Annotated in this window: 14 protein-coding genes; 10 read left to right on the forward strand and 4 right to left on the reverse strand. The window is 72.4% G+C overall.

The features are described from left to right. Positions 1-118: 118 nt before the first annotated feature. The gene (locus C8K30_RS03030; protein WP_199230313.1) at positions 119-1,924 is read left to right on the forward strand and encodes a sialidase family protein; all 1,806 of its coding nucleotides are present in this window, start codon (positions 119-121) and stop codon (positions 1,922-1,924) included. A 51-nt stretch (positions 1,925-1,975) separates the two neighbouring features. Here the strand turns inward: C8K30_RS03030 and C8K30_RS03035 are convergent, their stop codons facing one another. Together C8K30_RS03035 and C8K30_RS03040 are read right to left on the reverse strand one after the other, a co-directional pair. Beyond that, positions 1,976-2,626, reverse strand: a complete 651-nt coding sequence (locus C8K30_RS03035) for a thioredoxin domain-containing protein (RefSeq protein ID WP_108491372.1) — start codon at positions 2,624-2,626, stop codon at positions 1,976-1,978. A 124-nt stretch (positions 2,627-2,750) separates the two neighbouring features. Continuing rightward, positions 2,751-3,149 carry a hypothetical protein gene (locus C8K30_RS03040; protein WP_146197308.1) on the reverse strand — a complete coding sequence of 133 codons (399 nt, stop codon included), beginning with the start codon at positions 3,147-3,149 and terminating at the stop codon, positions 2,751-2,753. A gap of 74 nt (positions 3,150-3,223) precedes the next feature. Between C8K30_RS03040 and C8K30_RS03045 the strand changes: the two genes are divergently transcribed. From C8K30_RS03045 to C8K30_RS03060, 4 genes are all read left to right on the forward strand, one after another. Next, the gene (locus C8K30_RS03045; protein ID WP_108491374.1) at positions 3,224-3,583 is read left to right on the forward strand and encodes a helix-turn-helix transcriptional regulator; all 360 of its coding nucleotides are present in this window, start codon (positions 3,224-3,226) and stop codon (positions 3,581-3,583) included. Further along, positions 3,580-4,275: a cation transporter gene (locus C8K30_RS03050; protein WP_108491892.1), complete on the forward strand. Its 696-nt coding sequence runs from the start codon at positions 3,580-3,582 to the stop codon at positions 4,273-4,275. The genes C8K30_RS03045 and C8K30_RS03050 overlap by 4 nt, the downstream gene beginning before the upstream one ends. Positions 4,276-4,339: 64 nt before the next feature. Beyond that, the gene (locus tag C8K30_RS03055; protein ID WP_146197309.1) at positions 4,340-4,780 is read left to right on the forward strand and encodes a hypothetical protein; all 441 of its coding nucleotides are present in this window, start codon (positions 4,340-4,342) and stop codon (positions 4,778-4,780) included. Positions 4,781-4,881: 101 nt separating this feature from the next. Continuing rightward, on the forward strand, positions 4,882-5,703 hold the full coding sequence (locus tag C8K30_RS03060; protein ID WP_108491376.1) for a C40 family peptidase: 822 nt from the start codon (positions 4,882-4,884) through the stop codon (positions 5,701-5,703). Positions 5,704-5,829: 126 nt separating this feature from the next. On the opposite strand, the gene C8K30_RS03065 is transcribed toward C8K30_RS03060, so the two are convergent. Together C8K30_RS03065 and C8K30_RS03070 are read right to left on the reverse strand one after the other, a co-directional pair. Further along, positions 5,830-6,633, reverse strand: a complete 804-nt coding sequence (locus tag C8K30_RS03065) for a hypothetical protein (protein ID WP_233256945.1) — start codon at positions 6,631-6,633, stop codon at positions 5,830-5,832. A gap of 39 nt (positions 6,634-6,672) precedes the next feature. Further along, the gene (locus tag C8K30_RS03070) at positions 6,673-7,026 is read right to left on the reverse strand and encodes a PepSY domain-containing protein (RefSeq protein WP_108491378.1); all 354 of its coding nucleotides are present in this window, start codon (positions 7,024-7,026) and stop codon (positions 6,673-6,675) included. Positions 7,027-7,106: 80 nt separating this feature from the next. On the opposite strand from C8K30_RS03070, the gene C8K30_RS03075 reads away from it, so the two are divergent. The 5 genes from C8K30_RS03075 (at position 7,107) to C8K30_RS03095 (ending at position 13,068) form a co-directional block, all read left to right on the forward strand. Continuing rightward, entirely contained in the window at positions 7,107-7,856 is a 750-nt protein-coding gene (locus tag C8K30_RS03075) for a response regulator transcription factor (RefSeq protein WP_199230314.1), read from the forward strand. Further along, positions 7,849-9,234 (forward strand): ATP-binding protein, encoded by a 1,386-nt coding sequence (locus tag C8K30_RS03080; RefSeq protein ID WP_108491380.1) that lies wholly within the window; start codon positions 7,849-7,851, stop codon positions 9,232-9,234. The genes C8K30_RS03075 and C8K30_RS03080 overlap by 8 nt, the downstream gene beginning before the upstream one ends. A gap of 135 nt (positions 9,235-9,369) precedes the next feature. After that, positions 9,370-10,140, forward strand: coding sequence for a C40 family peptidase (locus C8K30_RS03085; RefSeq protein ID WP_108491381.1), 771 nt, complete (start codon positions 9,370-9,372; stop codon positions 10,138-10,140). Between the two features lie 359 nt (positions 10,141-10,499). After that, positions 10,500-11,693: a DUF3500 domain-containing protein gene (locus tag C8K30_RS03090; RefSeq protein WP_108491382.1), complete on the forward strand. Its 1,194-nt coding sequence runs from the start codon at positions 10,500-10,502 to the stop codon at positions 11,691-11,693. A gap of 1 nt (position 11,694) precedes the next feature. After that, positions 11,695-13,068, forward strand: a complete 1,374-nt coding sequence (locus C8K30_RS03095) for a HupE/UreJ family protein (RefSeq protein WP_108491383.1) — start codon at positions 11,695-11,697, stop codon at positions 13,066-13,068. The last annotated feature ends 14 nt before the right edge of the window (positions 13,069-13,082 follow it).

Genomic DNA, 13,082 nt, shown 5'->3' on the forward strand with positions numbered 1-13,082 from the left:
GCAGCCACCCCTTGCAACGTGTGCACAAGTGCGCCAAGGTTTGGTTTTGCAACGTCCGCAAAAGGACGGAGCGCACCACAGCCCGGACATCACCTGCACGACAAGGAGGTCCTGCACCATGTCTCGACACCTCATGACCCCGCGGCGATCCGCCGCACTGACCGCCGTCCTCGCCGCGGCGTTCGCGCTCGCCGGGGCGCCCGCCGGCACGACGGCGGCACCGGAACCGACGGCAGCCGCGCCCGCCGTCGGCTCGCCCACCGTCGACTCGCCCACCGTCGACTCGCCCGCCGTCAGGCCGTCCGCCGTCGGCTCGTCCGCTGCGGGTCCGGCCGCGTCATCGGCGGCGCCGTCCGACGGGCTCGCCCCATCCGCCCTGCCCGGCACAGTGCTCTACAGCCCCGACCTGGGCCAGCACCCGAGCGGGACCGCGGGGTACCCCCGCGCGATCCGGCTCGACCACGACCAGAGCAGCAACCAGACGATGCTCGCCACGTTCGCCCGGGGCGGCACCGGCTCCCCCGCGACGCTGCCCGTCTACCGGAGCACCAACGGCGGCACCTCGTGGTCCCCCGTGTCCACCATCAGCTCGAACACGCCCGGCTGGGACATCGAGGCGCCCACCCTCTACGAGGTGCCCCGCAACATCAGCGGCCTTGCCGCCGGCGACATCCTCGCCGCGGGCACCGCGTGGCAGGTCGGCGACTACAGCACGCAGAAGGTCGAGGTCTTCCGCTCCACGGACCGCGGGTCGACCTGGCAGTACCTGTCGATGTGCACGCAGACCTCGGGCCAGCCCGACACGTGGGGGCACGGCATCTGGGAGCCGGTCTTCCTGGTCACCGAGGACGACCGCCTCGCCTGCTTCATCTCGGACGAGCGCCCCGCGAACAGCCCGACCAACAACCAGGTGATCGGCCACTACACGTCGTCCGACGGCGGGCGGACGTGGAGCTCGTCCATGACCGTCGACGTCTCCTTCCCGGCCGACAACCTGCGCCGTCCGGGGATGCAGACCTTCGCCGCGCTGCCCGACGGCGACCACCTGATGTCGTACGAGATGTGCCGGGACGCCACCGATCCCGACCACGCCTGCGAGGTCTACATCAAACGCAGCGCCAACGGGTCCGACTGGGGACCGGCCGGCGACGCGGGAACGCTGGTCCGCACCGCCGACGCGCGCGAGCTGCTGCACACGCCGTTCATCTCCTGGATCCCCGGCGGCGGTCCGAACGGGACGGTCCTGCTGTCCGGGCAGCGCGTCGTCGCCGGGCCCACCGGGAACAAGACCGTCCTGGCGGAGTCGGGGACGGTGCTGTTCGCCAACACCGCGCTCGGCACCGGCCCGTGGACCGAGGCGGCGACCCCGGTCACCGTGAACCCGACCGGCGGGTACGCCACAGGCGTGCCCTCGTGCCCCGGCTACTCCACCCCGGCGATCCCCCGCGAGGACGGGACCACCTTCCTCTACCTCGCCGCGACGTGGCTCGGCACCGGGAACCAGTGCGAGGTGCGGTTCGGGATCGGCTCGCTCCCCGGACCGACCGGACCTGTCGGCGCCCCGGGCGGCAAGTGCCTCGACGTCGACACCAACACGGCGGCGAACGGGAACGCCGCCCAGCTCTGGGCGTGCGGCACCGCGACCGGCCAGACGTGGTCCGTCAGCACGGACGGCACCCTCCGCTCGTTCGGGAAGTGCCTCGACGTGGACGCCAACGGCACCGCCAACCACACCAAGGTCCAGCTCTGGGAGTGCAACGGCTCCGGGGCGCAGCAGTGGCGCGCCCGCGCGGACGGTTCGCTGCTCAACCCGCAGTCCGGCCGCTGCCTGGACCTCCCCGATGGCAACACCGCCGACGGCACCGACCTGCAGATCTACGACTGCAACGGGCTCTGGACCCAGGTCTGGAGCGTCCCGCAGTAGCCGACCCGCGCCGGGCCGGCCCTCGACCCGCCTCACCGGTCCCGGCGCGGCTCACTCGCCGAGCGCCCCCTCGACGGCCTGCGTGAGGCCGTCGGGGGTCTCGACCTCGAGCCGCTCGCCGTCGAGGAAGAACGTCGGCGTGCCGCTCACACCGAGCGCTCGGCCCTCGTCGAAGTCGCGCTGGACCCGTGCGGTGGTGGCGGGGTCGGCGACGGCGTCGTCGTACTGGTCCAGGTCGAGCCCGAGCTCCTGCGCGAACCCGCGGAACACGTCCGCCCTGGAGTCCTGCGCCTCGCCCCACTCGGCCTGCGTCTCGTACATCCGCTGGTACATGGGCTCGAGCTGTCCCTGCGCGGCGGCGGCCTCGACCGCGACGGCGGCGTTGGTGGAGTTGGTGTGCCCCGGGATCGGGAAGTAGCGCAGCACGAGCGTGAGGTCGTCGCCGTGCTCCGCGCGGAGCTGCTCGACCGTCGGGTAGTAGGCGCGGCACACCTCGCACTCGAAGTCGAGGAACTCGACGAGGACCGCCTTCTCGTCGGCGGCCTGGTTCAGGACGTGGCTGTCCTCGCGCACGACCTCGGCGTCGGCGGACTGCCTTTCGGGGCTGGTCAGGATGAACGTGACCAGGAGTGCGATCAGGGCGAGCACTCCGGCCAGGAGCACGATTCGGAGCAGGCGCTGGGTAGTGCGCTGGGTGGTCATGGGGTTCCTCTGCGGGTTGCGGGAAGGCGGAACGAAGGCAGGGCATGGCGCGGCCACGCCGTCGCGAGACGACGGACCGGGTGCGTGCGGGCGGACGACGTCGGCCACCCGGCTGCCGGCCGGCCTACGTGCGGCTGACTCCCCAGAGGACGGGATCGCGCGGCAGCGCGCGCACGAGCGTCCGCGCACCTGCCGGGCGGTCCCCCGCGAGAGCCATGGCCGGTGGGCCCACGCGGTACGTCGCTGCCCCTCGGGTGGCGAGGACGATCCCGGTGACCAGCAGCGCGCACAGGCACAGGAGGCCGATCGCCTCCGCGCCGTGGCCGGGATGGTCGGTCACTGCCGCGATGATCCTGTCGTCGGCCGCCGCCGTGGCGTGGTGCTCCGTCATCGACGCGACGGGCCCGTCGGTCGCGTGGCCGGGGACGGTGGTGCCCAGCAGCACGCCGAGCGCGAGCAGCAGCACGACGAGCGCGTACCGCACGGCGGACGCGCTCGTTCCAGGACGGGGCGAGGCGGTCATGACGGGGGCGATGCTAGACGCACCTGAGCACGGGCCTGGTACCAATAGGTCAGCACATACTGTATGGTCAGCGCATGCTGACCCTTGCCTCGCGGCTGGACGTGATGAACCGGCTCGGCCGGGCGATGGCCGATCCGACCCGCTCCCGGATCCTGCTGAGCCTGACCGAGGAACCGGGCTACCCGGCGCGGCTGGCCCGCGACCTCGACCTGACCCGGACGAACGTGTCCAACCACCTCGCCTGCCTGCGCGGCTGCGGGATCGTCGTCGCCACGCCCGAGGGTCGGCAGACGCGTTACGAGATCGCCGACCCGCACCTGACCCGGGCGATCGGAGCGCTCGTGGACGTGGTGCTCGCGGTCGACGACGGCGCGCCGTGCACTGACGAGAACTGCGACGTCCCGCTGTGCTGCGGCCCGGGGTCGATCGGATGAGCGCCGCGCTCGCGCCCGAGCGGGTGCTGGTGCTGCGGCGGCGCATCCGCTGGGTCGTCGCGATCACCATCAGCTACAACGTCGTCGAGGCGATCATCGCTCTCGCCGCGGGCAGCGTCGCGTCCTCCGCCGCCCTTGTCGGCTTCGGGCTGGACTCGATAGTCGAGGTGCTCTCCGCGGCAGCCGTCGCCTGGCAGTTCGCCGCCCCGGACCCCGAGGCCCGGGAGAAGACCGCGTTGCGGATCATCGCCGTCTCCTTCTTCGGCCTGGCGGCCTACGTCACCGTCGACGCCGCGCTCTCGCTGGCCGGTCTGCGCGAACCGGAGCACAGCCCGGTCGGGATCGTCCTGGCCGCGGTCAGCCTGGTGGTGATGCCGTTCCTGAGCTGGTTCGAGCGCCGGACCGGCCGGGAGCTCGGCTCCGCCAGCGCCGTCGCCGACTCCAAGCAGACCCTGATCTGCACCTACCTGTCCGCCGCCCTGCTGGTCGGGCTGCTGCTCAACAGCCTGCTCGGCTGGGCCTGGGCCGACTCGACAGCGGCCCTGGTGATCGCCGGCTTCGCGATCAAGGAGGGCGTCGAGGCTTGGAAGGGCGACTCCTGTGCAGTGCCCGTGGCCGCCCTGACCGGGGAGATCGAGGTCGAGCACGACCACCACCACGACGACCACGATCACCACGAAGGCCGCGGCTGATCGCGTGCGCGGTCCGGGCCGGTCGATGATCTCCGGCGCCCGCTCCGCTAGTGTTGGCCCCGCTATGAGCCTGACACGTCGCCTTCACCCGTTCCTCGCCGGTCCTCGGCGCGGTTCGGTGAGCGTCCTGACGGTAATGCTTCTCGTGCTCGCCGCCGTCACGGTGCACGCCCTGTGCAGCTTCCATCTGGACCCGCACACCAGCGCACAGGCGCACGACGGCGGCGAGGTGCTCGCAGCGCAAGGCGTCGCGAACACCCAGGATGCGGCCGTCGAGGTAGTCCCCGAACCTCTCGGCGGCGCCTCTCACGGCTGCTCCGACCGCCACTCGGCGGCGGTGCAGTGCGACCCGGTCCTGCCGCCGTCCCTGGTCCTGGCCGCCCTGCCGGAACCGGCCGTGCAGCGGCTCGCGCCGGTCACGGTGCACCGGGACCACCGGACGGCCTCCAGCGTGGCCGTCGCGGCCGCACCGTCGCTGCACGCCCTGGGGATCTCCCGGACGTAGACCGACCACACCCGTCGACACCACGTCGTGTCGACGGTCTCGGCGCGCCCCGAACGGGACGCGTGTGTGGTCCTACTCCGATCAGAAAGGTCCCAGCTTTCATGGATCCCAACTTCAACCCGACCACGCCCCAGCGTGGACGTGGCCGGCACCGGGCGCACCGCCCGGCCCTGGCCGACGTCGCCCGAGCCGCCACCGAACAGGCCGGCGCCATCGCGGGTCGCGGCGCGATGGTCGCGGCGGCCGGCTCCGGCCTGCTGCTGTCCCTGGTCGCCGCCCCCGCCCAGGCCGCACCGGCCACGGAGCTCAGCACGGCCCTGGGCGGCAGTCCGGTCAAGGGTGCGCTCAACTCGGCCGACCTGAACGCCCTGGCCGCGCAGGCCCGGGAGTCGGTCGCCGCCGCGCCCATGGTGACCGTCGCCGCCGACGCGGAGCTGAAGGTCGAGACGTCGGCCGTCTCCGTGGTCTCCGCAGAGGAGAACGACGAGTACCAGGCAGAGCTCGCGGCGGAGGCCGAGGCAGAGGCCGCCGAAGCCGCGGCGGAGGCAGCAGCGGATGCGGCAGCGGCGATCGAGATCCCGGACTCGGCCAAGGGCTCCGCCGTCGTGTCGATAGCGATGCGGTACCTCGGGGTGCCGTACGTGTGGGGCGGGTCGACCCCTGCCGGGTTCGACTGCTCCGGGTTCACTTCGTACGTCTACGCCCAGGTCGGGATCGACCTGCCGCGCACCTCGTCCGAGCAGCGGTACGCCGGCACGGTCGTACCGTGGTCGCAGGCGCAGCCGGGCGACATGATCTGGTCACCCGGGCACATCGCCATCTACGTCGGTGACGGCATGCAGATCGAGGCCCCGGTCCCTGGCCAGACCGTCCGGTACAGCAGCATCTGGCAGTCCAACCCGACGTTCATCCGCGTCGGCTGACGGCCGGGCGTGAGGGGCGGGCGCGAGCCCGCCCCTCACGTTCTCCCCAGCGGTCGGCGCATGCCTCCGTCAGGTGCGCCGGCCCGTTCGGCCAGATCCCGGGGCCCGCCACGGGCCGGCGGAGCGTCAGTCGTACTCCTCGCCCAGCGGGGTGGTGCCCGCCGCCCGGGCCGTGTCCGCAGGCACGGTGCTGACCTCCACGAGCTCCTCCCGGCCTCCGCCTCCGGAGACGCCGAGGGCGAGCACCAGGCCGACGCCGGGAGCGTAGAGCTTGTACTCGAGCACGTCGGGCTCGATGGTGATCGTGTCCTTGGTCAGCAGCGCGTGGTCGAAGTGTCCGGCCGGGACCTCGGCCTGCTCGTCGAGGCTGAGCACCTCGCCGTTGTCCTCCGCCTCGCCGGCGAGGTACTCCTGCCGGTAGGCCTGCCCGACGGCGGGTTCGCCCGGCATGATGACTCCCGCCAGGGCGCCGTCCACCCCGGCCTCGAAGGAGCCCGCCTTCGTCGTGACCTGGCCGTCCTCGAACTCGGCGGTGTCCTCGCCCAGGTACCAGATCGTGCCGGCGGAGTCCTGCGCGTACCAGTCGAAGGTGTCCTCCACGACCTCGCCGTCCTGGCTGACGGTGTCCCGGACGACGCGCGCCGTGACCCCGTTGGCGACCTCCTTGGTCACGCTCGTGGCGGTCACGACCACACGCAGCTCCTGGCCCTCCTCATCGGTCTCCCGGTAGACCCACCGCGTCCCCGGGTCCATCGGCCAGTACGTGTTGTCGATCTCGGTCGTGAAGTCGGCGGGGTCGAGGTCAGCCGGCTCGCCGGACCGCGGGAGGCCGGCATCGGCCGTCGCCGGCGCGCTCGGTGTGCTCGACATCCCCTCGTCCGGCCCGCAGCCGGCGGCCAGGACGAGCACCCCGAGCAGGCCGAGCGCCACCGGCCCCCTGCGCGATGGTCGCCGACCGGGCGCCATCGGTCAGCCCTCGTCCGCTGCGTCTGCCCGGCCGTCGGTCTCCGTGCCGACCACGACGAAGCTCTCGTCGAGCTGGACGTCGACCTGGGTGCCGTCGTCGAGGGTGACCTCGACCTCGTACTTGCTCTCTTCGTCGTCGACCTCGGTCTCGGTAACGGTGCCGCCGCCGGTCTCGGCCAGAGCTGCCGCGGCGGCCCGGTCGAGGTCGTCGGCCGGGATGGCCCGCTCGGTCTCTGCCGGGTCGTCACGCTCGTCGCCTCCTGTTGCGGCGAACGCCACGCCGGTGATCGCGCCGGTGGCCAGTGCGGCGCCGCCGATCGCGGCGGCGATCTTCCTGGGGTGTCGTTGAGTGCTCATGGTGTCGACGGTAGGCCGCGCGCAGGGCGCCGGCGGGAGTTCTCATCGCCTCCTCATCCCGCGTCCGTAGCATGAGGAGGGTGCGAGCGCTGCTGGTCGAGGACGAGGCGAAGCTGGCCCGGCTGGTCGCGCGGGGCCTGACGGAGCACGGCCATGTCGCCGACGTCGTCGGCTCCGGCGAGGAGGCCTTGGCCGTGGCGGCCGACGGCGCGTACGACGTGGTGCTCCTGGACGTGCGGCTGCCCGGCATGGACGGGTTCGAGACCTGTCGCCGGCTGCGCGCGGCGCGGGTGTGGACCCCGGTCGTCATGCTGACCGCGCGCACAGCGGTGGTCGATCGGATCGCGGGGCTGGACGCGGGCGCCGACGACTACCTGGCCAAGCCGTTCGCCTTCGACGAGCTGCTCGCCCGGATGCGCGCCGTCGCCCGTCGAGGCGAGGTCCCCCGCCCGACCGTGCTCACGGTCGGGGACCTGAGGCTGGACCCCGCGTCAAGGCGGGTCTGGCGCGCGCATCGGGAGGTCACGCTGTCGGCGCGCGAGTTCGCGCTGCTGGAGGCGTTCATGCGGCGCCCCGGACGCGCCCTGACCCGCGACGAGCTGCTGGAGCACGCCTGGGGCTGGGACAGCGACGTGGCGTCGAACGTGGTCGACGTGTACGTCCGCTACCTCCGGGAGAAGGTCGACCGGCCCTACCACGAGCGCTCTATCGAGACGGTCCGCGGGGTCGGGTACCGCATCACCGCCGGCCACGCGGACGGCCACACGGACGACGGCGCGAACGACCACGCGGCCGGCCGGGCCCAGGCTGCGGCGGACGGCGATGGCTGACCGGCTCCCGCCCTGGGCACGGCTCGTGCGCCCCGCCGTCTGGCCCCTGCGCGTGCGGGTGGCGGCGGCGTTCCTCCTGGCCGCGGCGCTGGCCCTGACGCTCCTGGGCGTGTTCGTCCAGGTCCGCGTGGCCGAGGCGCTGGAGCAGCGGACCCACGACCTGCTCGAGGCGGAGGCGGAAGGGCTCGCCGCGGCGCCCCCGGCCGAGCGCATGGCGCGCGTGGAGGTCATGACGGGCGACGTCCATGCCCAGCTCCTCGACGAGGACGGTCGGCCGACGGCGGCGTCGCCCCTGGTCGCAGGCTTGCTGGTATCAGCCGCCGACCTCGCGGCGCTCCCGCCGCGCGGGTCCTGGTCCGCCGAAAGGGTCGTCCCCGTCCTCGACGACGACGCGGCCGCCACCGGCGACCGACGGGTGGAGCACGAGGCGGTGACGCTGCTGGTGACCCACGCCGACCAGCAGCTCGTCGCCGTGGCCACCTCGCGCGAGGACACCGACGAGGCGCTGGACGCCGTGCGCGGGCAGCTCGTGACCGGCGTGCCGCTGGCTCTCGTGGTGGCCGGAGCCCTGGGCTACCTCGTGGCCGGGGCCGGGCTCCGGCCGATCGAGCGGGTCCGGGAACGCGCCGCACGCATCTCCGACCGCAGCTCGGGCGAGCGCTTGCCCGTACCACCCGCCCGCGACGAGCTGCGCCGTCTCGTGGTGACCCTGAACGCGATGCTCGACCGGCTCGACGACGGTCTGCGCCGGCAACGCCGCTTCGTCGCCGAGGCCAGCCACGAGCTACGCACTCCCCTGGCCCTCCTCCGCACCGAGGTCGACCTGGCCCTGGCGCGCCCGCGCTCGCCCGAGGAGCTGTCGACGGCGCTCCGCTCGATCGGCCAGGAGACCACGCGCCTGACGCTGCTGGCGGAAAGCCTGCTCACGCTCGCCGCGGCCGACGAGGGCCGGCTGGCCCTGGTCCGCGAACCCGTCGACCTGCGCGACCTGGCCCGGGACGTCGCCGACCGCTTCTCGGCCTCGGCGCCCGCACCGATCCGAACGACCACGGGCACCGCCGTCGTCGTGCACGCGGACCGGAACCGGCTCGACCAGGCCGTGTCCAACCTGGTCGACAACGCCCTGCGGCACGGTGCCCCACCGGTCGAGATCGACGTGCGCCGCGACGGCAGCCACGCGCGGCTGACCGTCACCGACCACGGCGAGGGCTTCACCGTCGATGACCCGTTCGACCGCTTCGTGAGCTCCCACGCGTCCGCTGGGCTCGGCCTGGCCATCGTCATGGAGATCGTCGCGGCACACGGCGGAACCACCCGCATCGTCCGCGGGAACGGGACCACGTCCGTCGTCGTCGAGCTCTTGATCGAGGACGGGTGAGACCCGCCGGCGCAGACCGTGCTCCAGGTGCGCCTAGCCCGGGGGGGTCCCGGTGAGTGGTTTGCTCCGCTAGTGTTGGGCCAGCCGCAAGCCTGACATTTCGCTTTCGCCCGATCTGAAAGGTCCCCAGCCTTCATGGATCCCAGCTTCAACCCCACCACAACCCCGCGTGGACGTGGCCGCCACCGGGCAGCGCACCGCCCCGTCCTGGCCGAGGTCGCCCGTGCCGCCACCGAGCAGGCCGGCGCGATGGCCGGTCGCGGCGCAGTGGTCGCGGCAGCAGGTTCCGGCGTCCTGCTGTCCCTGATCGCGCCGCCCGCCCAGGCTGCACCCGCCACGGAGATCAGCACGTCGCTGGGCGGCAGCCCCGTCAAGGGCGCACTCAACTCGGCCGACCTGAACGCCCTGACCGCGCAGGCCCGGGAGTCGGTCGCCGCCGCGCCCATGGTGTCCGTCGCCACGGACGCGGAGCTGAAGGTCGAGACGTCGACCGTCTCCGTCGTCTCCGCCGCCGAGAACGAGGAGTACCAGGCGGAGCGTGCCGCCGAGGCCGCTGCGGAAGCAGCCGCGGAACGAGGTGCGTCGGTGGTGTCGATCGCCATGCGGTACCTCGGCGTGCCGTACGTCTGGGGCGGCACGACCCCGTCCGGTTTCGACTGCTCCGGGTTCACGTCGTACGTCTACGCCCAGGTCGGGATCGACCTGCCGCGCACCTCGTCCGCGCAGCGCTATGCCGGGACCGTGGTGCCCTGGTCCGAGGCACAGCCGGGCGACATGATCTGGACTCCCGGGCACATCGCGATCTACGCCGGCGACGGCATGCAGATCGAGGCCCCGGTCCCGGGCAAGAGCGTCCGGTACACGAGCATCTGGCAGTCCGGCCCGACGTTCATCCGCGTCGGCTGAGCCACCGCCAGTCCCGGGGTAGACAAGGCACGACACCCGTCCCGACACGAGGGCCGCACCCAATGGTGCGGCCCTCGTGCTGTCCCGAACCGAGAGGTGACGGGGGACGCCGTCTGCCCGCCGGCGCGAAAATTCGCCCGCGCTCATGGAAACTGACGTCTGGCGGCACCCAGGCCCACGGATGGCGAGGCCCACGGGGGGAGCCGTTCTCATGCATAGGAAAGAACCAGCCAATTCCCCAGGCTGCCCCAGGGATGCGCGCTGGACTAGGACCTACGTGGTTGACCCGGACATACAGACCGTTCCGGGCCGAACCGGAAGCTGGGACACGGCAAACACAACGTAAGGACACCACGACGATGAACCCGCAGCTCAACTTTCGAGGAGCAACGCCGCCTCGCCGCCTGTCGCCCCGGCGGACGACCCGCGCCTCGATCACCGTCGCATCAGCCACAGCACTGGTCCTCGCGCTCGCGAGCTGTTCGAGCGCTGACGACGGCACCGCCACTTCCGAGTCGTCGACGTCGGCATCGGCATCAGCCTCGGCGTCGGCATCGGCCTCCTCGACGGAGGCGGCGTCGTCCGACAGCGTCGTCGCGCTCGCCGAGGCGTTCGCCGCGACGCTCTCCGACGACCAGCTCACCGAGCTGAACCAGGAGTACACGTTCGACAACGCCGCCAACTGGTCGAACCTGCCCAACGCGCTCGTCGCGGGCGGAGGGCCTGGCGGGGGCAGCGGCACCGGCCGGGTCGGCCTGCAGACCGACTCGCTCTCGGACGAGCAGTGGACGGCCCTCGAGGACCTGCTGGCGGCCGCCACCGGAACGGCCGAGAACGAAGGCTTCGACGAGATCATGCAGCACCTCGCCGCCGACGACTACCTCGCCGACAACGGCGGGGGCGACGACTACGGCCGCGGGCAGTACTTCATCGCGTTCCTCGGCACCCCGTCCGACTCCGGCACGTGGGAGCTGCAGTTCGGCGGGCACCACCTCGCCGTCGCGAACACCTACACCGACGGTGCGCTCGCCGGCGCGACGCCGTCGTTCCGTGGCATCGAGCCGATGGACACCGTCGAGGTGGACGGCGAGACCGTGCAGCCCGAGCAGCAGGAGCGCGCGGCGTTCGCCGCCCTGCTCGCCGCCCTCGACAGCGACCAGCTCTCCACCGCGGAGCTCAGCTCCTCGTACGGCGACATCCTGCTCGGCCCCGGCGAGGACTGGGCGTTCCCCGAGACATCCGAGGGGCTCGTGGGCGCGGAGCTGAGCGACGAGCAGAAGGAGCTCGTGCTCGCCGCGATCAACACGTACGTGGGAGACATCGACGACGAGAACGCCGCGACGATCCTCGCCAAGTACGAGAGCGAGCTGGACGAGACCTACATCGCCTACTCGGGCGACACCGCCATGGAGTCGGCCGGCGACTACATCCGGATCGACGGGCCCTCGGTATGGATCGAGTTCTCGATGCAGAACGGCATAGTCCTCTCGGGCGCGCACCCGCACGCGGTGTGGCGCGACAAGGACGGCGACTACGGCGGGCTGACCTCCTGACATGCGCCGTCTCGCACTCGCCGCGCTCGCGATCCTCATCGCGGGCGCGGCGCCCCTGCTGGCCGCCGCGCCGGCGTCCGCGCACGTCGTACCCGCCACGACGATCGAGCTCGACGTGCACGAGGACGACATCACGGCTGCGGTCACGCTGCCGACCTCAGACCTGACGACCGCGAGCGGGATCAAGATCCCCGAGGGCGAGATCGACGAGTCGACCGCAGACGCGATCGCCGGCTACCTGGGCGACCACTTCCACGTCTCGTCGGACGACGACGCGTGGAACGTCACGATCGGCGACATCGCCTCGTCCGAGACCGAGCAGTGGGGCACGGGCCTCTTCCCCTCGGTCACCGCGACCGCGACGCTCACCGCTGCTGACCCCGACCAGCTGCGCAGCTTCGTCCTCGACTACGACGCGATCATCCATCAGGTGGTCACCGCCGACATCTTCGTCATCCTGCACAGCGACTGGGCGGCGGGAGAGGTCGAGTCGGCACGCGATCTCGGCACGATCACCCTCGACACCGCCAGCGGCGAGGTATCGCCCCTGCGAGTCGATCTCGACGACGGCGGCCTCTGGCAGGGCTTCGCGGGAATGCTGACGCTCGGTGTCTCGCACATCGCCGAGGGAACCGACCACCAGCTGTTCCTCCTCACGCTTCTCCTCCCCGCCCCGCTCCTGGCCGTCGGACGCCGCTTGCGGGACGTCGCGCCGACCGGACGGGCCGTGCGCCGCATCACGGCCATCACCGTCGCCTTCACGATCGGGCACTCCGTCACCCTCGCGCTCGGCACGCTGGGCCTGCCCGTCCCCCAGCAGCCCGTCGAGGCGCTCATCGCCGTGAGCATCCTCATCGCCGCCGCGCACGCCGTCCGCCCCCTGTTTCCCGGGCGCGAGCCGCTCGTGGCGGGTGTCTTCGGGCTCGTGCACGGGATGGCCTTCTCGACGACCCTCTCGTCTCTCGACCTGTCCGGCACGCAGCTCGGCCTGAGCCTGCTCGGCTTCAACCTCGGCATCGAGATCATGCAGCTCGTCGTGGTCCTGATAGTGCTTCCGCCGCTCGTGGTGCTCGCGCGGACCCGGGCCTACACGCCGTTGCGCATCACGGCGTCCGCGATCACCGCCGTCGCCGCGACGGGCTGGCTCCTCGACCGCATCGGGATCTCGAACCCGGTCGGCACCGCGGCCGACGCCCTCGGCGCGGCATCGCCCTGGATCGCCGTCGCGCTGTGGGTCGCGGCCATCGCCGCAAGCTTGCACGACGGGCGGGCCCAGCAGCTCGTAGGGCTGCGGCGTGAGCGGGTCGGCGTCGACCACGACGAGGGCGGCGACGTCGCCCGCGCTCATGGTGAACCGGCCGCACATGCCCGGTAGCGGCCGCGACTACC

The organism is Promicromonospora sp. AC04, assembly GCF_003058225.1.
GTDB lineage: Bacteria > Actinomycetota > Actinomycetes > Actinomycetales > Cellulomonadaceae > Promicromonospora.

Excerpts from the sequence above, each read along its gene's own strand:
- C8K30_RS03030 (WP_199230313.1), top strand. The coding sequence starts at position 119 with ATGTCTCGACACCTCATGACCCCGCGGCGATCCGCCGCACTGACCGCC.
- C8K30_RS03035 (WP_108491372.1), bottom strand. The coding sequence starts at position 2,626 with ATGACCACCCAGCGCACTACCCAGCGCCTGCTCCGAATCGTGCTCCTG.
- C8K30_RS03040 (WP_146197308.1), bottom strand. The coding sequence starts at position 3,149 with ATGACCGCCTCGCCCCGTCCTGGAACGAGCGCGTCCGCCGTGCGGTAC.
- C8K30_RS03045 (WP_108491374.1), top strand. The coding sequence starts at position 3,224 with ATGCTGACCCTTGCCTCGCGGCTGGACGTGATGAACCGGCTCGGCCGG.
- C8K30_RS03050 (WP_108491892.1), top strand. The coding sequence starts at position 3,580 with ATGAGCGCCGCGCTCGCGCCCGAGCGGGTGCTGGTGCTGCGGCGGCGC.
- C8K30_RS03055 (WP_146197309.1), top strand. The coding sequence starts at position 4,340 with ATGAGCCTGACACGTCGCCTTCACCCGTTCCTCGCCGGTCCTCGGCGC.
- C8K30_RS03060 (WP_108491376.1), top strand. The coding sequence starts at position 4,882 with ATGGATCCCAACTTCAACCCGACCACGCCCCAGCGTGGACGTGGCCGG.
- C8K30_RS03070 (WP_108491378.1), bottom strand. The coding sequence starts at position 7,026 with ATGAGCACTCAACGACACCCCAGGAAGATCGCCGCCGCGATCGGCGGC.
- C8K30_RS03080 (WP_108491380.1), top strand. The coding sequence starts at position 7,849 with ATGGCTGACCGGCTCCCGCCCTGGGCACGGCTCGTGCGCCCCGCCGTC.
- C8K30_RS03085 (WP_108491381.1), top strand. The coding sequence starts at position 9,370 with ATGGATCCCAGCTTCAACCCCACCACAACCCCGCGTGGACGTGGCCGC.
- C8K30_RS03090 (WP_108491382.1), top strand. The coding sequence starts at position 10,500 with ATGAACCCGCAGCTCAACTTTCGAGGAGCAACGCCGCCTCGCCGCCTG.
- C8K30_RS03095 (WP_108491383.1), top strand. The coding sequence starts at position 11,695 with ATGCGCCGTCTCGCACTCGCCGCGCTCGCGATCCTCATCGCGGGCGCG.